The sequence below is a fragment of the Paucibacter sediminis genome, assembly GCF_030254645.1.
Classification (GTDB): domain Bacteria; phylum Pseudomonadota; class Gammaproteobacteria; order Burkholderiales; family Burkholderiaceae_C; genus Paucibacter_B; species Paucibacter_B sediminis.
Genome location: NZ_CP116346.1, coordinates 4,916,090 through 4,934,571, shown reverse-complemented (window position 1 = coordinate 4,934,571; position 18,482 = coordinate 4,916,090). Strand labels below are relative to the sequence as shown.

Below are 18,482 nucleotides of genomic sequence, written 5' to 3'. Positions count from 1 at the left end.
ATAGAATTCGGACAGAACAAGGAATCCCCATGCTAGACATCAGCCTGCTGCGCAAAGACCTGGATGCGGTCATCGCACGACTCAACACCCGCAAGAATCCCCAGCCCTTTCTCGACGTAGCGCGCTTCGGTGCCCTGGAAGCCGAACGCAAGGGCGCGCAGACCCGTACCGAAGAACTGCAGGCGCGCCGCAACAGCCTGTCCAAGCAGATCGGCATGCTCAAGGGCAAGGGCGAAGACACCAGCGCCGTGATGGCCGAGGTGGGCGGCATCGGCGAGGAGCTGAAGGCCGGCGCCGAGCGCCTGGACGCGATCCAGCAGGAGCTCAACGCCATGCTGATGGGCGTGCCCAATCTGCCGCATGAGTCGGTGCCGGCGGGTGGCGACGAAAGTGCCAATGTGGAGGTGCGCCGCTGGGGCAGCCCGCGCAGCTTCGACTTCGAGGTCAAGGACCATGTCGACCTGGGCGCGCCGCTGGGGCTGGACTTCGACACCGGCGCCCGCTTAAGCGGCTCGCGCTTCGCCTTCCTGCGCGGCCCGGCCGCCAAGCTGCACCGCGCGCTGGCGCAGTTCATGCTCAACACCCAGACCGATGAGCATGGCTACACCGAGTGCTACACGCCCTATATCGTGAACCGCGAGGTGCTCGAGGGCACCGGTCAACTGCCCAAGTTCAAGGAAGACATGTTCTGGGTGCTGCGCGGCGGCGATGAGGAACAGGCCGAGCAGTACCTGATCTCCACCTCGGAGATCTCGCTCACCAACAGCGTGCGCGAGCAGATGCTGGACGCCACCCAGCTGCCCATCAAGCTGACCGCCCACAGCCCCTGCTTCCGCTCGGAGGCGGGCAGCGCCGGCCGCGACACGCGCGGCATGATCCGCCAGCATCAGTTCGACAAGGTCGAGATGGTGCAGATCACCCACCCCGAGCAGAGCTATGCGGCGCTGGAGGAGATGGTGGGCCATGCCGAAGCCATCCTGCAGAAGCTGGGCCTGCCGTATCGCGTGGTGAGCCTGTGCAGCGGCGATATGGGCTTTACCGCCGCCAAGACCTATGACCTGGAGGTCTGGCTGCCGGCGCAGAACACCTACCGCGAGATCAGCTCCTGCTCGAACTGCGAGGCCTTCCAGTCGCGCCGCATGCTGACGCGCTTCAAGAATGCGCAGGGCAAGAACGAGCTGGTGCACACGCTGAACGGTTCCGGCCTGGCAGTGGGCCGCACCCTGGTGGCGGTGCTGGAGAACTACCAGAACGCCGACGGCAGCATCACGGTGCCCGAGGTACTGCGCCCCTATCTGGGCGGCCGAGAAATTTTGCGCGGCTGAGTCGCAAAACCCTGGCAAGCTGGAAAAAGTTCGCTATACTAGCGGGCTTGACTCGCACCGAACCACGCGAGTACCGAATACCGGAGAGGTGGCAGAGTGGTTGAATGTACCTGACTCGAAATCAGGCGGACGGAAACGTCTCGGGGGTTCGAATCCCCCCCTCTCCTCCAAACGAAAAGCCCCGTCGCGCAAGCGTCGGGGCTTTTTCTTTCCGGCGTCGCTTGTGCAGCGCGTTGCCAGCGCCCCGGCCATCGCGTACAAGCGGGCTCATACCCCGACGCGCACCCGGCGCACACACCGAGGACTTCAATATGAGCGGCAAACCAACCACCACCAACGGCGCAACGGCCGAGCAGCCCGCAGCGCTGCCCAAGCGAGCCAAATGCCCCAAGGGCGTGCCGCCGTCCAAGCTGCTCTCCTGCAGCAAGTTTCGTCCGGTCGGACCGGATCAGCCGCAGACCTGCGCTCTGTGCGGCCGCACCCAGAAAAGCGCCTGAGCGCGGGCGCCTCGGATGGATCTTGAAGTGGCTTGTATTTTGTAAATATATTGTAATATGCGGCGCTGTTTCAAAGCCATGCGCTCGCATCCATGTCCTCTTCATCCTTCCGTTGCCGCCCGTTCGCGCGCGCCCTCACCACGGCCGGCGCGACGCTGATGCTGGCCGCCTGCGCCACGCCCACGCTGCCCTCCAATGCCGGCCCGGGCGTCGAGCAGGTGCTGGGCCGCGTCCACCGCTGCAGCGCCAGCCTGAGCCTGCGCTCGCAGGCGCTCGATGCCCAGCAGGAGGCGGCCATCTGCCGCGAGCTGGCCGCCATCGAGACGCGCTTTCATGCGCTCTTCCACACCGCCGGCAAGCCGGTGCCGCATGACCTGAACACCTCGCTGCGCGCCAATATCTACCGCTCGGGCGATGACTTCGTGCGTTATGCCGGTGCCCACTTCAACATGCCCACCAACAACGGTGGCATGTATCTGGAGGGCCTGCCCGGTCAGCCGGGCAATCATGCCGAGTTCGTCGCCAACCAGCGGGCCGATGGCACGGTGCGCAATCTCGGCCATGAATATGTGCACTACCTCGATGGGCGCTACAACCTCTACGGCGACTTCTGCGCGAATCTGCATGACTCGCATGCGCCACCCGAGAACTGCCCGCGGCCGGCGCCGCTGACGCCCTATCTGGTGTGGTGGACCGAGGGCGTGGCCGAGTACGTCGCGCGCGGCAACGAGCATCCCAAGGCGCTGCAGGCGGCGGCCGCCAAGAGCTTTGCGCTGAGCCAGTTGTTCGACACCGGCTACGAGGCCAACAGCGGCGATGCGCGCATCTACAGCTGGGGCTATCTGGCGGTGCGCTTCATGATGGAGCGCCAGCGCGACAAGCTCGAGCAGATGCTGGCCTTCACCCGCATCGGCGACTATCCGCGCTATCAGGCCCTGCTGCGCGGCTGGGGCAGCAGCCTGGACGGCGAATTTGCCGCCTGGCTGGAGGGCCTGGCGGCGCCTTGAGGCAGGAGGGCCAGGCTCAGGGGCGGCGGGCGCTGGCAAGCGCCTGCTGCAGATCGTCCCAGAGGTCGTCCACGCCCTCCAGCCCGATGTAGAGCCGCACCAGGCGGCCGCTGACATCAAAGGCCAGCAGCGGGTTCGGTCCGGCGTTCTGCGCCCGGCCGATGGCCGAGGGGAAGACGAGGCTCTCATGCCCGCCCCAGCTGACGCCGATGCGGAACAGCTTGAGCGCATTGCAGAAGGCCGGCACGTCGAGGTGCGGCGCCAGTTCCAGGCTGAACAGGCTGCTGAAGCCGCGCAGGCTGGCATTGCCCGCGGCCGCGGGCGCCTGGCTGGGATGCAGCACCGCGGTCACGCCCGGATGGGCTCGCAGCCGCTCGATCAGCACCGCGGCCGCGGCCGCGTGGTGCTGCATACGCAGCTGCAGGGTGCGCATGCCGCGCACCAGCAGCCAAGCCTCCATCGGTGCGAGCTTGGCGCCCAGATAGGGGTAGACCAGATCGTTCAGCGCGGCGATGCGCGCACTGCTGCCGGCCACCACGCCGGCCACGGTGTCGCTGTGGCCGCTGAGGTATTTGGAGGCCGAGTGCACGACCAGGTCGACGCCGCAATCCAGCGGGCGCTGGAACACCGGCGTGGCCCAGCTGTTGTCGCAAATGGTCACCACGCCATGCTGGCGCGCCAGCGCGCAGAGCTCGCGCAGCGGCTGGGTCTGCATTACCCAGGAGGTCGGGCTTTCCAGGTAGAGCAGGGCGGCGCCGGGCAGGGCGGCGGCCACCGCGGCCGGGTCGCTGCCGTCCACATACTCGACGCGCACGCCCAGGCGCGGCAACAACTTTTCCATGAAGCGATAGGCGTCGGGGTAGACATGGCGCACGCAGAGCATGCGGTCGCCCGCCTTCACGACCGAGAGGATGGCGGCCGAGATCGCCGCCATGCCGCTGGCAAAGCCGCGCGCCGCCTCGGCGCTCTCCAGTGCCGCCAGCTTGGCCTCGAACTCCATCACCGTCGGGTTGTCGCCGCGACTGTAGATGGGGCCGCTGGTTTCGCCCGCGAAGCGCGCCGCCATGGCCTCGTAGCTGGCGAAGGTGAAGAGCGAGGTCTGCGCGATCGGCGGCACCACCGCGCCCCAGGGGTTGGGGGCATCGGCGGTGAGCGTGGCGGCGACCGGATCGTGGGGGTGTTGTGGCGTCATGGTCATCAGGGTAGCGTGACTTGCAGGGGCGCCCGGCCGTCCCACAAGGTGTCGAGCAGCAGCTTGCCCTGCGCGCTGACGCGCACCTGTTGCTGGCTCCCCTTGCGCTCGGTGCTGATGTCCAGGCCCTGGCTGCCAAAGGCGCGGATCTGGCGCAGCGCCATGCGGGGCCAGGCCTGCGGCAGGCGTGGCGCGAGCGCAAAGCGGCGCAGGCCCAGCGGCTCGATGCCGAACAGCCCCTCCACCACCACGCGTGCGTACAGGCCGCTTTCGGCCGACAGATGGCGCTGCTGACCCTCGGGCCAGGCCTCCACCGCATAAGGCACATGCTCGCCCAGCAGGCGGCGCTGCGAGTAGTAGCGGAAATAGGGCAGCACGCGCTCCAGCTCGCCGCTGCGCATCAGGCCGCGGAAGGCATAGAGGGTGGAGCGGTCCCAGAAGGTGCTGTCACCGGCCTCGGTGAGCACGCCGTTGGCCGACCAGAGCTGGGGCGAGAGCAGGGCCTCGACGGTGCCCGCCTGGCGCTCGTGGATGCCGAAGCTCAGGGGCAGGGCGATCCAGGCGCGCAGCTTGTCATTGCCCTCGTAATAGCGGTAGGTGTCGAAGCCGCCCACGCGCGCGGCGAAGTGCCGGTCGATCGCCTGGCGCAGCGCCGCGGCCTCGGCGCGCAGCGCCGGTGCCCGGGCAGGATCCAGATCCTCGGCCAGGCGTGCCGCGCCCAGCAGGGCGGCATAGGCCAGCACATTGGTGCTGAGATTGGCCTTGCCGGCCGGGAAGCGGCCCTCCAGCTCGTCGCTGTCGGAGCGGATGATGCCGGTGGCGTCGCGCTGGCGGCGGTTGTATTCCAGGCACCAGGCTATCAGCGGCTGCAGGCGCTGCGCGCCGTCGCGGTCGCCCTGCGCGAGCGCGAAATGGCTGGCGCCGTAGGCAATCATGGCGCAGTCGCCGCGGTCGCCGGCGCCATTCCAGAAGCTGCGCCCCTCGGCCACGATGGACGAGGGGATGGGCTTGTACTGCTCGTTCATATAGCTGGCGAACCAGCGGAAGCTGTTGAACGCCGATTCGACCCCGGCCTGGTCGCCCAGATAGGGGAAGAAGGGGTTCACGTACTCGGCCTGGTCGTTGGCCCAGATGGCGGCGTAGTAGCGCGTGCCGCCGGGGCCGTGCATGAGGCCGCCGCGGGTGGCGAAGATGCTCTCGGCGGCGCGGATCTTGGCAAAGTCGAACATGGTGTTGAGCACCGGCTCGGGTGTCTCCAGCACCAGCTGGCCGCGCCATTGCGCCAGCTTGGCGGCGCGGCGCTCGAAGGCCTCGTCGGTGTCCACATGCACCATCTCGTTGGCCAGCCGGGCCATGAACACCAGGTCCACCGCAACGCGCTGCTGCGGTGCCAGTTCGCCCTCGCGGCCCGCCGCGCTGACCTGGATGCGGTAAGCCCCATGGGTGCCGGCCTCGGCCGCGGTGGCCTCGCTGCGCAGCAGCGGCTTGAACTGGTAGCGCACGCTGCGCGTGCCGCGGTTGACGAGCTCCAGGCGCTCGACCAGCGCCGGCTCGTCGGGCGAGGGGCTGAGCCGGCGCACCAGGGTCAGGTCTTGCCCAAGCGCGGATTCCAGCGTCAGCATGCCGTCGAAGCGCACCTGCTGCAGCGTCTCCGGCGCTGCCGCCCGGCCGTCGATCAGCAGCTCGGGCGTGATGCCCAGCTCGTAGCTGCGCATCAGGCTGGCATGGGTGTCGTCGGGCAGGGTGCGCAGCATCGGCCAGACCACGGTGCGCTTGAGCGCGAGCCGGCCCTGGGCGTCGCTGCCGTAGTCGATCACCGCCGAGACCTGGCGGCCGCTCATCTCGAGCTGGTCGCGGTGCGCGTCGCGCACCGTCCAGCTGATCTGCCCGGCCTCGAGCCGCCAGCGCGGCTGGAAGTCCGGGATCTGGGCATGCGCGCTCAGCAGCAGGCTGGCACCGAGCAGGGCAGTGGGAAGGAGTTTGTGCATGGCGGGTCGGTAGCAAGCCCGGCCTGCTTGCGCAAACCGGGCCGGCCTTGGGTCGAGGTGGCTAGCTTAGAAGAACTTGTACTCGGCGCTGATGCGCAACATGCGACCCATCACGTCCTCGCGGTTGGCGGGGATGATGCCGCCCTGGCCGAAGGCGCGGTAGTCCATCGGCGGCCGGCGGTTGAAGAGGTTGCGCACATTGGCGGTCAGCGTGAGCGACTTGATCGGCGTGAACCGCAGGTTGTAGTCCCAGCGGATGTAGCTGGCGACGCGGCACTGCTCGGCCGTCAGGCCCTTGTTGTCCACGCAGTCCTGGGTGTTCCAGCTCTGGTCGTAGTAGTCGCCCGTGAGCGGGGTCGGCTGCTGCCAGATCATGCTCAGGCCATGCTTCCAGTCGCCCCATTGCTGGTGGCCCGACAGGCGTGCCCACCAGTGCGGGAAGCCGTAGCGGCCGGCGAGGTTGTCGCCCCAGCGATTCTCGGCAGTGCTGAAGCTGCGGTACTCGATCAGGTAGCTGGAGTCCAGCTCGGCGCCGGCCGCACCCAGGGGCGTGTTGAACTGGCTCTTGATGGCCCAGTCGATGCCGCTCACGCGCGTCTTGCCGAGGTTGCGGAAATGGTCGTTCAGGTACAGCACCTTGGGCGCGCCGGGCTGGTACTTGGCGACCTCGGCGGCATTGATGAAGGTGGGGTCGTTGCTGAAGTCGGGCGCGCGCACAAGCGTGCCGGCGGGCTGCTGGGCCTCGGCGCTGAGCAGGTCCTGCGCATTGATGGTCTGGATCTCGTTCTTGCGCTCCACCTTGTAGTAGTCCACCGAGGTGCTGATCTGCTTGATCGGCTGCAGCACCAGGCCCAGCGTGATGATGCGCGAGGTCTCGGGCTTGAGGTTGGGGTTGTACTGCACCAGGCTGGCGGCGCCGAAATTGCACTCACTGCCGACGATGCCGTCGGCGCGCGCCTGCAGCAGGGTCTTGTTGGGATCGCTATCGGGCAGGGCGGCGGCCTGGGCGCGCAGGTCGTTCGTCAGGCGGTTGGCGGCGTCGCAGCGCTTGGGGTCGCTGAGGCCGTTGGCGAACACCGATTTGGTGGAGGGAGAGCTCTCGGCGAGATTGGGTGCGCGGAAACCGTTCTCCAGCGAGGCGCGCAGCAGCAGTTCCGGCATGGGCTGGAAGCGCAGCGCCAGCTTGGGCGAGAAATGCGCGCCGAAGCCGTGGAACTTGTCGACCCGGCCTGCGGCCTGCAGCTCCAGGCTCTTGGCCAAGGGCAAATTGGCCTCGGTGTAGACGGCACCGAAGCTGCGCGCGGCATCGGTGCGCACGCTGCCCCAGCCGACGATGTCGCCCTTGGCGAGGTTCTCGGTGGGCAGGATGGCCATCGACTCATGGCGCAGCTCGAAGCCCGCCGCCACGCCGATGGGGCCGGCCGGCAGCCGGCCGAGTTCGCCGCTGAGCTTGCCGTCCACAAAGGTCTGGCGCGTGCTGGCGTGGTAGCCGTATTCGGGGAACAGCCGGGCCAGCACCGCCTCGCTGTTGACCTGGCCGATCCTGTAGCCGCCCGGCTTGTTGAAGAAGTCGGCGTCCAAGGTGTCCTTGTTGTAATCGCCGATCAGGGCCTTGAAGCCGCTGTCGCTGAAGGAGCCGCGCGTGCGCTGGCGCGTCTTGCCGCCCATCACGCCGGCGGCGGCCTCCCAGTCCCAGCCCTGCCAGTCGCCCTTCAGGCCGGCCAGCACGCGGTACTGGTCGGTGGAGAGATGGTTGCCATTGCCGTCGTCGACGAAGCGGTAGCGCAGCTCGGCCTCCTCGCCCAGCGGGTTGAGCGGATGTTCGGCGGGCAGGCCGCGCGGATAGAAGGTGCGCACCTGCTTGGTCGAGGGGTCGGCCCACACCGAGGCGCCGAGTGCCCAGCCGTAGGCGCCATGCGGGCCCCAGTAGGCGGTCTTGGTATTGGAGTAGATGCCCTCGGCAAAGCCCTGCAGATGCTCGGAGATGTTGAGCTTGCCCGATACCAGGGCGCTGATGCGATCGGCCGAGGGCTGCACCGCGAAGCGTTCGTAGCGGTCATACATGCACAGCGACTTGCTGGCATTGAAGGTGTTGCAGCCGGCGATCGGGCCGGCGCCGATCACATTGCCCGGATAGCTGTAGCTGGAGAGGCTGCCGAAGCTGCCCGAGTAGGCCTTCATCGCGGGGTTGGCATCGTCCAGCACATCGCGCCAGGAGAAGTTGCCGTCGCGGTGGTAGACGTCGATATTGGCCAGCACATTGAAGCCGTCCTTGGCGTAGTCGCCGATGCCGCCCGCGATCGAGCCGGCGCGGTTGCCGAAGCGCTGGCTCAGCAGCGAGCTTTCGTGGGTGAGCTTGGCGCTCAGGCCCTGGTAGTTGTTGCGCGTGACGATGTTGATCACACCGGCCACCGCGTCGGAGCCGTACAGCGAGGAGCCGCCGCTCTTCAGGATCTCGACGCGCTCCACCGCCTCCAGCGGCAGCGCGTCGATATTGGCAAAGGTCTGGTTGTAGTCGGCCAGCGGATAGATCGAGAGGCGGCGCGAGTTCAGCAGCACCAGGGTCGATTGCTTGCCCAGGTTGTGCAGCGAGGCCCCGGTGGCGCCGTTGGCAAAGGAGCCGCCGCCGCCGATGTCCGAGAGTTCGCCGGTCACCGCGGCCGAGAGCTCCAGCAGCTCGCGCACCGTGGCCATGCCGCTGGACGCGATCTCCTCGCGCGAGATGATCTGCACCGCGGCCGGGCCCTCATCGGCGATGTTGAGGCGCTTGACGTGGCTGCCGATCACCTCGACGCGGGTCAGCTTGTCGGGGGCGGGCGCGGTCTGGGCGCTGGCCGGGTTGTGGGCCAGGCCGGCGAGCATGAGGGCACCGACCAGCGGGTGCAAGGTCTTCGATTTCATCGGGTCTCCATTGGTTTTATGGTCTAAGGGAAAGCGTTCAGGGGGCGAGGTCGACGTAGTGCCAGAGCTCCTGCGAGAACAGGCCGCGCCGGTAGCCCTGCAGGCGCGGCTGGGTCAGCTCGTTGCCGATGCGGTGCGTCATGTACTTCAGCGGCATATAGGCCACCTGCAGGCGCTTGGCCTCGTGCAGGGCGGCCTCGCGCTCGGGGCCGTCGGGCAAGCGCGTGACGCGCTCGTAGAGGGCGTCGAAGGCGGGCAGCCGGAAATAGCTCAGGTTGGTGCTGCCGGCCTCGGGGCCGTAGAGCTTGCGCATGCCCAGGTCCTGGCCGTCGGGATTGACGGCGGTCTCGCTGAGCTGCCAGATCATCAGCCGCCCGGCGCGTGCCGCCTTCAGCTGCTCGGGCCATTGCGCGGTGACAAAGCGGGTGCGCAGGCCCAGCGCGTCGAGGTCCTTCTTGCGCAGCTCGTCCTGGGCGCGCGAGAAGTCGTCGGGCTGGGTGGCAATCTCCAGCACCAGCGGGCTGCCATCGGGCTGCTCGCGCCAGCCGTCGCCGTCGCGATCGCGGTAGCCATAGGTGTCGAGCAGGGCGCGCGCCTTGGCGGGGTCATGCTCGCCGCTCTCGGAGCGGAAGCGCTCGTCGTAGCCGCTGGTGAAGGGCACCACGCCCGACTGCGCCAGGATGGCCTGGCCACCGCGGGTGAGCCGGATCTCGCGCGCCACGTCCAGCCCCAGGCCGATGGCGCGCCGCAGCGCCACCTTGTCGGGTGCGTTGCCGCCCAGCGCCGGGCTGCGCATATTGAAGTACATATAGGTGACGTCGGCCTTCTGGCTGCGGTAGAGCCGGATGCCGCGCTGGCGCAGGTGCGGGGCCAGCCGGCCCAAGGGCACCGCCTTGGGTATGAAGTCGCCCGGCACCTCGATCAGGTCCAGCTCGCCGTTCAGAAAGGCCAGCCAGCGCGGCTGGTTCTGCACGATCACCGACAGCTCGACGCGGTCCACCATGGGCAGGCGCCGGCCCTTGAAGCGGGCTAGCAAGGCCTGACCCTCGGCATCGCCGGGGGCGGGCTCGGCGTCGTAATAGCGCTCGCGGTAGCCGGGGTTGCGCTCCAGCACCAGGCGCGAGCTGCGCCGCCACTCGGCCAGGCGGAAGGGGCCGGTGCCGACCGGATGCTCGCCGATCTGCGCGCCATAGGCTTGCACCACCTCGGGCGCCAGTGCCCCGGCCTTGTCATTGCCCGCCAGCCATTGGGCGAAGCGCGGGCGCGGTTCGGCCAGGCGGATCTGCAGCGTGTAGCGGTCCAGCGCGCGCAGGCCGGCGATCTCGCGCCCGTAATCCATCGGTTTGCCGCTGCGCAGCGCCTCTTCGCGCAAGCCCTGCAGCCCCAGGATGCCGGCCTCCAGCCATTCGGCAAAGCGCGGGCTGCTGAGCGCCGGGTCGGCATAGCGCTTGAAGCTGTAGACATAGTCGGCCGCCACCAGCTCGCGCGGCTTGCCGCCGAACGCCGGGTCGTCGGCGAAGAAGATGCCGGGCCGCAGGCGGATGGTCCAGCACTTGTAGTCCTCGGCCACCTCGGGCAGGGCGGCGGCCGTCAGCGGCACCAGCTTGGCGGGGCGCGCCAAGTAGTCGTAGTGGTAGAGCGCCTCCAGCACATGGCTGAGCACGCGCAGCGAGTAGACGTCGTCGGCGCGCACCGGATCGAAGCTGGTCTCGGCCTGCTCCAGCGGCAGGCGCAGGACCTTGATCGCGGCGGGCGGCGCCGCCTGCAGCGACAGCGGCAGCAGCATCAACAGGCAGAGCTGGACGGTCCACCGGCGCAACGCGTGGGGGCGGCTGGATTGCATGGGATTGGGTTAGATATATGGCTGGAATGCCAGATTGGCGGCAAGCTTAGGGCGCGCTGCCAACGCCGATCTATGGGAGTTTTCGGCGCAGCTATCCGGCTTTGGCATAGCCGCGCCGGGGCCGGCCGCTTACATCTGCATCCCCCCTCAGTGGGAGGTGCGCGCGGCCGCGCATCGGTTCACAGTCGCGCTGCGGTCAGCGAGGCTTTGATCGCACAGGAGTCGGTCATGCATTTCCAAGAAGTAGACACAGGGGATTTCAGGATCTATGCGGGGGCGCTGGAGCGGCCACGCCAGTACGGCTATGTGGCCGCCGTGGTGGTGGTGCGCATGCCGGTCGGCCAGCCGCGCCGCGAGACCTATCGCGATGAGAGCCTGGCGGGCGGCTTTGCCTGGTCGTCGCCCGCGGAGGCCTTGCGCTTCGCGCTCAATGCCGGGCGCGATGCGGTGATGTGTGGCCGCGCGGCCATGTCTTGAAGCGGTGGCCCCGCCACCCGGGGCCCGATTTCGGTCGTTCGTCGCGCCGGCAGCCGCCGACGCTTGGTGGGGGCGCGCAAGGCCGCTATCGTGCGCCCCATGTCGACCGCCAGCCCCATTGCCCCCGCGGCATCGCCCGCCGCACCCAGCCCCTGGCAGGGCTTCGTTGCCTATCTGACGCCGCTGCGGCTGGCGCTGGCCCTGGGCCTGGCGGGCTTGGCGGCGGTGATGCTGGGCCCGATCTTCATCATTCCCTTCCCCGTGCTGCTGGGCCGCACCATGTTCGTCGGCCTGTGGGCGCTGCTGGCCTTTGCCGCAGCGGGCCAATGGCCGCGGCGCCTGCCGCGCTGGTGGGCGCGCTGGCTGTTCCAGGTGCTGGTGGTGGCGCTGGCGGTGCCGGTGGCCACCCTGCTGGTCTACCTGGTGGCGGTGGGCGGCGACTTCGCCTCGCTGATCCGCAGCGAGGGGCGGGTGATGGGCTTTCTGTGGATCGCCGGCTCGGGCCTGCTGGTGGGGCCGCTGCTGGCGATGGGCGCGCTGTACCGGCAGCGCGACGCCGAGGCACGCAACCAGGCGCTCAGCTTCGAGCTGGAGCGCAGCGAGCTGGAGCGGCGCGCGCTCGACGCCCGCCTGCGCCTGTTGCAGGCCCAGGTGGAGCCGCACTTTCTCTTCAACACCCTGGCGAATGTGCGCGCCCTGGTGGAAGCGGGCTCGCCGCAGGCCGCGCCGGTGCTGCGCAGCCTGATCGCCTATCTGCGCGCCGCCATGCCGAGGCTGCAGGACGAGACCGCCTGCCTAGCCGACGAACTGGGGCTGGTGAAGGCCTATCTGGAGCTGATGCATCTGCGCATGCCGGATCGCCTGGTCTACGAGATCGCGGTGCCCCCCGAGCTGCTACGCCTGCGCTTTCCGCCCATGGCCTTGCTGACCCTGGTGGAGAACGCGGTGCGCCATGGCATCGACCCCAGCGAGGAGGGCGGGCGCATCGAACTGGGCGGCTTGCTCGAAGACGGGCAGGTGCGTTTGTGGGTCTCCGACACCGGCGTGGGCCTGGTGCAGCAGATGGGCTCGGGCACCGGCCTGCGCAATCTGCGCGAGCGCCTGCAGGTGGTCTATGGCGAGGGCGCCGCCCTCGACCTGCAGGAGAATCAGCCCCACGGCCTGCGCGCCGAGATCCGCTTCACGCCATGACCGCAAGCACCGCCCCCACCGCCCTGATCGCCGACGACGAGCCCCTGCTGCGCGAAAGCCTGCAGCGCGCCCTGGCCACGGCCTGGCCCGAGCTGCGCGTACTGGCCCAGGCGCGCAACGGCCGCGAGGCGGTGGAGCTGTTCGAGCAGCATGAGCCCGACATCGTGTTCCTCGACGTCCACATGCCCGGCATGAACGGCGTGGAGGCGGCACGCCAGATCGCGCGCCGCGCGCAGGTCGTGTTCGTCACCGCCTACGAGCAGTATGCGGTGCAGGCTTTCGAGCAGGGCGCGCTCGACTATCTGGTGAAGCCGGTGGACGAGTTGCGCCTGGCCGACACGGTGCAGCGCCTGCAGGAGCGCCTGCGGGCGCGGGCGGCGGGCACGCCGCAGCCGCAACTCGATCTGCAGGCCGCGATCGAAACCCTGGCGCGCAAGCTGATGCAGCCCGAGGGCGGCGCCGGCGCGGCGGCCTCGACAACTGGCTCAGCGGCGGGCCATCTGCAATGGATACGCGCCTCCGTGGGGTCGACGCTCAAGCTGATCCCGGTGGACCAGATCGTCTTCATGCGTTCGGACGAGAAATACACCCTGGTGGTCTGGCACGAGGGCGAGGCGCTGATACGCACGCCGATACGCGAGCTGGTGGAGCAGCTGGACCCGCAGTGCTTTGTGCAGGTGCATCGCTCGGTGGTGGTGAACCTGCATGCGGTCAGCCATGTGACGCGCGGGCCGAACGAGACCGCCGACCTGCATCTCAAGGGTCGGCCCGAGGTCCTGCCGGTCAGCCGCAGCTATCTGCACCTGTTCCGGCAGATGTAGCCAGGGCGCGCAACTCAGCGGCCTGGCGGGTGGCCGGGCGGCGTGGCCTGGCCTTCCACCACCACCCGATCCAGCCGCCAGATGACCGGCGTGCGACCCTCGGGCGTGAAGAAGAAGGCGTCGACCAGAATCAGCGCCAGGATGCCGATCAGCGCGGCCAAGAGTGCAGTATGCAGGCCGCTGTCGGAGAAGCTGTGAATCTTTCCGCTTGCCATGATCTGCTCCTAAAAGGAAGTCGGGATCTGCCCGATCACTCTATGCTTTTGGCGCCGCGGCGTCCACAACATTGAGGACTTCTTGCGCCAGCGCAAGCACCGATGCGGGGGCCGAGCCTTCGGCCTCGTTGCTGATCGTGACCTGGCAGGGCAGGCCGGCGGCGGCGGTGCCGCGGATCACATGGGCGAGCAGGGCGCGCGTCGGCAGGTCGGGGTCCTGCAGCGCCTCGAAATCGCCGTAGCGGCGCAGCGCCTCCTGGTAGCCGAAGGGGCCGAAGCGCCGGTGCAGGTTCCAGCGGCAGACGAGGGGAGCGGGCCAGAGCCGCCGCAGTATCCACAGCTGTTCCTGCAGCGCCGGCAGCTTGGCGTGCAGGCCCAGGCAATACCTGACCCCGGTGTCGCGCAACAGGGCCACCAGGTCCTCGCACAGGAGCTCCGGGTCGCGCAGCTCCACGGCGATGCTGGCCGGCCCGTCCAGCCGAGGCAGGGCGCTCAGCATGGCATGCAGCCGGTCCAGCACCTCGCCGCGCCGCGCCAGCAGGGCCGGCGAGAGCGGGCTGAGCTGGAACACCAGCGCACCGATCTTGTCGCCCAGCCCCTCGATGGCCGGCCGCACGAATTCCTGCAGGGCCAGGGCGGGATCGAGAAAGGCGCTGTTGCTGCGGCCGCCGCGGCCCTGCGCGTCGCGCAGCAAGGCGTCGGTGACCAGGCTCGGCGCCTTCACCGTGAAGCGGAAGTCGGCCGGCACCTGGGCCGCGTAGCGCTCGTACTGGCTGGCCTGCAGGGGTTGGTAGAAGCTGCGATCGATGCCCACCGCGCGCAGCAGCGGGTGCTGGCTGTAGGCGCCGAGGCCCTGCCTGGACAGGGCGCTGGCCGGGTAGGCACGCTGCCAGACCTGGCCGGCCCAGCCCGGATAGGCCCAGGACGAGGTGCCCAGGCGCAGCGCCTGCGGCAGTTGCGCCGCCAAGGCCTGGATGCTTGCGGCGGCCGGTTGGGCTTGGATCTTGCTGCCGGGCTTGCTGGCCGGCTTGGCAGCCGGCATGGTGGCGCTAGGGGCCTCGGGGAACAATGCATCTTGCATGCGGCCAGCATAGCGGGCCGGCCCGGGCCGCTTGCTACACTTGCGCGCCTGCCCATGACCGAGCCATTCATCCCCCATCCGCCGCAGGCCGCCTTCAGTGCCGCCGACGAATACGCGATGCGGCTCGCGCTGGACCAGGCCCACAACGCCCTGCTGGTGGGCGAGGTGCCGGTGGGTGCGGTGCTGATGCGCCAGGGCCAGGTGATCGCCACCGGCTACAACCGGCCCATCACCACGCATGACCCCACCGCGCATGCCGAGATCGTGGCGCTGCGCCATGCCGCCACCCTGCTGGGCAATTACCGCCTGCCCGAGTGCGAGCTCTATGTGACGCTGGAGCCCTGCGCGATGTGCGCGATGGCGATGATGCATGCGCGCCTGAAGCGCGTGGTGTTCGCCGCGCCCGATCCCAAGACCGGCGTGGCCGGTTCGGTGCTGGACCTGTTTGCCGAAGCGAAGCTGAACCACCACACCGGCATCCAGGGCGGCCTGCTGGGCGAGGCCTCGGCCAGGCTGCTGCGCGAATTCTTTGCCGAGCGGCGCGAGGCCGCACGCAAGCGCCGCGAGCTGGCGCGCGCGGCGCAAGCGCCATCCCATAGCGACGCCGATTGCGAATCCCAGCCCATTCCCACGGGCGATGCCATTCACCTGGATGATTTCAAACCATGAGTTCCCTGACCCTCTACACCCCGGCCGGCGTGCTGGCACAGGCCCAGCCCCTCAAGCGTGCCGCCAAGCGCCTGGGCGCACTGGGCTTCGAGGTGACGATAGACGCAGCGGCGCTGGCCAAGCATCAGCGCTTTGCCGGCGACGATGCCACGCGCCTGCAAGCCATCCATCGCGTGGCCCAGGCCGCGCCCTCGGTGGCGCTGGCCACGCGCGGCGGCTACGGCCTGACGCGCCTGCTGGACCAGCTCGACTGGAAGCTGCTGGCCAAGAGCGTGGAGCGCGGCACCCGCTGGGTCGGGCAGAGCGATCTGACCTCGCTGCAGCTGGGGCTGCTGGCCAAGGCCAAGCTGCAGAGCTGGGCCGGCCCGCTGGCCTGCGACGACTTTGGCCGCAGCGATGACGAGGGCGGCGTGGACGACGTGACGCAGGACTGTTTCACCGAGGCCATGAGCGGGCTGCTGGAGGCGGTGGGCTTTCGCACCGAGGCCGGGCACGACGGCTTCGAGGCGCGCGGCACCCTGTGGGGCGGCAATCTCTGCGTCCTCAACTCGCTGCTGGGCACGCCTTACTTTCCGCGCATCAAGGGCGGCATCCTGTTCCTGGAGGATGTCAACGAGCATCCCTATCGGGTCGAGCGCAATCTGCTGCAGCTGCAGCAGGCGGGGGTGCTGGACGCGCAGAAGGCCATCGTGCTGGGTGAGTTCAGCGCCTGGAAGAAGTCGCCGCTGGACCGCGGCTACAACCTGAAGGCGGCCATCGAGGCGGTGCGTGCGCGCACCAAGACGCCGATCTTCACCGGCCTGCCCTTCGGCCATGTGGCCACCAAGGTCTGCCTGCCGGTGGGCGCCAAGGTGGAGATGGTGGTGCAGGGCCGCGACGCCCTGCTGGCCTGGGGGCATACGCACTGACACCCCCCGTGTTCGGGTGAATTCCATGAGGGCGCACAGCGCCCGGCTCCACTATGATCGCGCGCCAGCCTCTGCACGCCGGGCCATCAGCCCAGGCGCCGCCAGAGGCTCGTTTTTTGTGCCTAAGCGCGTGCAGAAGGGGTCATGTGTTGTTGAAGCGGATTGCGGGGTTCATCGGAGGCATCTTGGCCGCGGCGCTGCTGAGCGCCTGCAACAACAGCCCCTATCCGATCGGCGCCGAGAAGGACAACACGCTTTACATGTCCTTTGATGAGCGCTCGCCGCGCTATCTGGACCCGACCGCCTCCTACACCGCGCCCGAGGGTGCCTACGCCTACCATATCTACGAGCCGCTCTACGGCTACCACTACCTCAAGCGCCCCTACCAGCTGGAGGGCCACGCCGCCACCGAGGTGGTGAAGCCCTATTACCTGGATGCCAAGGGCGTGCGCCTGCCCGACGATGCGCCGTCCGAGCAGATCGCCCAGGCGGTCTACGACATCCCCATCCGCAAGGGCCTGCGCTACGCGCCGCACCCGGCCTTTGCCAAGAATGCCCAGGGGCAGTACATCTACCACCACCTCACGCGGGCGGAACTGGGGGACAAGCGTTCGCCCTGGGAGTTTGCCCAGCAGGGCACGCGCGAGTTGGTGGCGGAGGACTTCGTGTTCGCCATCAAGCGCCAGGCCACGCCGCGCATCGAGGCGCCGCTGTTCGGCGTGTTCTCCGAGCATGTGCGCGGCCTCAAGGCCTACAGCCAGCTGATCCGCGCCGAGAACGCCAAGCTGCTCAAGGGCCTGCCCGAGAACAGTGCGGACAAGCCCTTCCTGGACTTCCGCCGCTGGCCGCTGGAGGGGGCCGAGGCGCTGGACTCGCACACCCTGCGCATCCGCCTGAACGGCAAGTACCCGCAGTTCCAGTACTGGCTGGCCACCACCTTCTTCGCGCCGGTGCCCTGGGAGGTGGACGCCTTCTATGCCCAGCCGGGCATGAACGAGAACAGCCTGTCGTGGAATCAATGGCCGGTCGGCACCGGACCCTTCATGATGACCGAGTATGTGCAGGACCGCCGCCATGTGATGGCGCGCAACCCCTATTACCGGCAGGACAGCTATCCCTGCGAGGGTGCCGCCGGCGACCAGGCCGCCGGGCTGCTGGACGATTGCGGCAAGCGCCTGCCCTTTGTCGACAAGATCGTTGCCAACATCATCAAGGAGCGGGTGCCGCGCAAGGAGCTGTTCAAGCAGGGCTATCTGGACCTGCCCGAGATCGAGCGGACCGACTGGGGCGTCGAGTTCATGGTGGACAAGAGCGACTCCGACGAGGTGTTCCGCAACTACGCGGCCAAGGGCTACCGCTTGCCCATGGATACCGACATCGGCAGCTGGTACGTGGGCTTCAACTGGCTGGATCCGGTGGTGGGGCAGGGCAGCACGCCCGAGCAGCGCGAGCGCAACAAGAAGCTGCGCCAGGCCATCTCGATCGCGATCGACTGGGAGGAGGGCTATGGCCGCATCTTCCGCAACAAGGGCGGCGATGCCGCCCACGGCCCCACGCCGCCCGGCGTGTTCGGCTCGCGCGAGGGCCAGCCGGGCTGGCACAACCCGGTGACGCACAAGCTGGTGGACGGCAAGGTGCAACGGCGCTCCATCGAGGAGGCCAAGGCCTTGCTGGCCGAGGCCGGCTACCCGGAGGGCCGCGACGCCGGCACCGGCAAGCCCCTGGTGCTGAGCTATGACTTCATGCGCGTGGTCACGCCCGAGATGAAGGCCGAGAACGACTGGATGGTGAAGCAGTTCGCCAAGCTGGGCATCCAGCTGGACGTGCGCGCCACCGACTTCAACCAGTTCCAAGAAAAGGTGCTCAAGGGCAAGCACCAGATCTACTGGTGGGGCTGGTTGGCCGACTATCCGGATGCCGAGAACTTCCTGTTCCTGCTCTACGGCCCGAACAGCAAGTCCAAGTTCGAGGGCGAGAACGCCTCCAACTACGAGAACCCCGCCTACGACCGCCTCTACAAGCGCCTGCAGACCCTGGACGATGGCCCGGAAAAGCAGCGCGTGATGGACGAGATGCTGGGCATCGTGCGCGAGGACGCGCCCTGGTCCTGGGGCTACTGGCCCTATGTGGGCCTGGCCTTCCAGCACTGGGTCTACAACGGCAAGCCCAGCATCGTGGTGCGCGACGTGGGGCGCTATTACCGCGTCGATGCCGCCGAGCGCGCGCGCAGGCAGGCCGAGTGGAACCATCCGATCTGGTGGCCCCTGCTGCTGCTGGCGGCGGGCGCGGCCGTGATCGCCTGGCTGACGCGCCGCTCCTTCCGCGCCCGCGAGCTCGCCACCGCGCGCGGCGCCTGAGGCCTGACGA

15 protein-coding genes and 1 tRNA gene are annotated in these 18,482 nt (G+C 68.6%); 10 read left to right on the top strand and 6 right to left on the bottom strand.

Annotated elements, in window-relative coordinates; translation table 11 throughout:
- The first annotated feature begins 29 nt into the window (after positions 1–29).
- From serS to PFX98_RS22880, 4 genes are all read left to right on the top strand, one after another.
- A complete protein-coding gene (gene serS, locus PFX98_RS22895) occupies positions 30–1,325 on the top strand; it encodes a serine--tRNA ligase (protein ID WP_285232789.1) in 1,296 nt (431 codons plus the stop codon).
- Positions 1,326–1,407: 82 nt separating this feature from the next.
- Positions 1,408–1,495 (top strand) — tRNA-Ser (locus tag PFX98_RS22890).
- Between the two features lie 141 nt (positions 1,496–1,636).
- Positions 1,637–1,822, top strand: a complete 186-nt coding sequence (locus tag PFX98_RS22885; RefSeq protein ID WP_285232788.1) for a hypothetical protein — start codon at positions 1,637–1,639, stop codon at positions 1,820–1,822.
- Between the two features lie 92 nt (positions 1,823–1,914).
- Positions 1,915–2,829 (top strand): collagenase, encoded by a 915-nt coding sequence (locus PFX98_RS22880; protein ID WP_285232787.1) that lies wholly within the window; start codon positions 1,915–1,917, stop codon positions 2,827–2,829.
- 16 nt (positions 2,830–2,845) lie between these two features.
- On the opposite strand, the gene PFX98_RS22875 is transcribed toward PFX98_RS22880, so the two are convergent.
- The 4 genes from PFX98_RS22875 to PFX98_RS22860 form a co-directional block, all read right to left on the bottom strand.
- Complete coding sequence (locus PFX98_RS22875; RefSeq protein WP_285232786.1) at positions 2,846–4,021, bottom strand: PLP-dependent transferase; 1,176 nt, start codon at positions 4,019–4,021, stop codon at positions 2,846–2,848.
- A gap of 5 nt (positions 4,022–4,026) precedes the next feature.
- Complete coding sequence (locus PFX98_RS22870) at positions 4,027–6,009, bottom strand: hypothetical protein (protein ID WP_285232785.1); 1,983 nt, start codon at positions 6,007–6,009, stop codon at positions 4,027–4,029.
- Positions 6,010–6,075: 66 nt separating this feature from the next.
- Complete coding sequence (locus PFX98_RS22865) at positions 6,076–8,910, bottom strand: TonB-dependent receptor domain-containing protein (protein ID WP_285232784.1); 2,835 nt, start codon at positions 8,908–8,910, stop codon at positions 6,076–6,078.
- A 37-nt stretch (positions 8,911–8,947) separates the two neighbouring features.
- Positions 8,948–10,753 carry an ABC transporter substrate-binding protein gene (locus tag PFX98_RS22860; RefSeq protein ID WP_285232783.1) on the bottom strand — a complete coding sequence of 602 codons (1,806 nt, stop codon included), beginning with the start codon at positions 10,751–10,753 and terminating at the stop codon, positions 8,948–8,950.
- A gap of 228 nt (positions 10,754–10,981) precedes the next feature.
- Between PFX98_RS22860 and PFX98_RS22855 the strand changes: the two genes are divergently transcribed.
- From PFX98_RS22855 to PFX98_RS22845, 3 genes are all read left to right on the top strand, one after another.
- Positions 10,982–11,230 (top strand): hypothetical protein, encoded by a 249-nt coding sequence (locus PFX98_RS22855; RefSeq protein WP_285232782.1) that lies wholly within the window; start codon positions 10,982–10,984, stop codon positions 11,228–11,230.
- Between the two features lie 99 nt (positions 11,231–11,329).
- On the top strand, positions 11,330–12,421 hold the full coding sequence (locus PFX98_RS22850; RefSeq protein WP_285232781.1) for a sensor histidine kinase: 1,092 nt from the start codon (positions 11,330–11,332) through the stop codon (positions 12,419–12,421).
- The gene (locus PFX98_RS22845; protein ID WP_285232780.1) at positions 12,418–13,242 is read left to right on the top strand and encodes a LytR/AlgR family response regulator transcription factor; all 825 of its coding nucleotides are present in this window, start codon (positions 12,418–12,420) and stop codon (positions 13,240–13,242) included. The genes PFX98_RS22850 and PFX98_RS22845 overlap by 4 nt, the downstream gene beginning before the upstream one ends.
- 14 nt (positions 13,243–13,256) lie before the next feature.
- Here the strand turns inward: PFX98_RS22845 and PFX98_RS22840 are convergent, their stop codons facing one another.
- Together PFX98_RS22840 and PFX98_RS22835 are read right to left on the bottom strand one after the other, a co-directional pair.
- Entirely contained in the window at positions 13,257–13,457 is a 201-nt protein-coding gene (locus PFX98_RS22840; protein ID WP_285232779.1) for a hypothetical protein, read from the bottom strand.
- 40 nt (positions 13,458–13,497) lie between these two features.
- Positions 13,498–14,538: a DUF72 domain-containing protein gene (locus tag PFX98_RS22835; protein WP_285232778.1), complete on the bottom strand. Its 1,041-nt coding sequence runs from the start codon at positions 14,536–14,538 to the stop codon at positions 13,498–13,500.
- A 54-nt stretch (positions 14,539–14,592) separates the two neighbouring features.
- On the opposite strand from PFX98_RS22835, the gene tadA reads away from it, so the two are divergent.
- Genes tadA through PFX98_RS22820 form a run of 3 tightly spaced genes read left to right on the top strand, consistent with a single transcriptional unit; the run spans position 14,593 to position 18,472 of the window.
- The gene (tadA, locus tag PFX98_RS22830; RefSeq protein ID WP_285232777.1) at positions 14,593–15,207 is read left to right on the top strand and encodes a tRNA adenosine(34) deaminase TadA; all 615 of its coding nucleotides are present in this window, start codon (positions 14,593–14,595) and stop codon (positions 15,205–15,207) included.
- Entirely contained in the window at positions 15,204–16,115 is a 912-nt protein-coding gene (locus PFX98_RS22825; protein ID WP_285232776.1) for an LD-carboxypeptidase, read from the top strand. The genes tadA and PFX98_RS22825 overlap by 4 nt, the downstream gene beginning before the upstream one ends.
- 53 nt (positions 16,116–16,168) lie before the next feature.
- Positions 16,169–18,472, top strand: a complete 2,304-nt coding sequence (locus tag PFX98_RS22820; protein ID WP_425334635.1) for an ABC transporter substrate-binding protein — start codon at positions 16,169–16,171, stop codon at positions 18,470–18,472.
- The last annotated feature ends 10 nt before the right edge of the window (positions 18,473–18,482 follow it).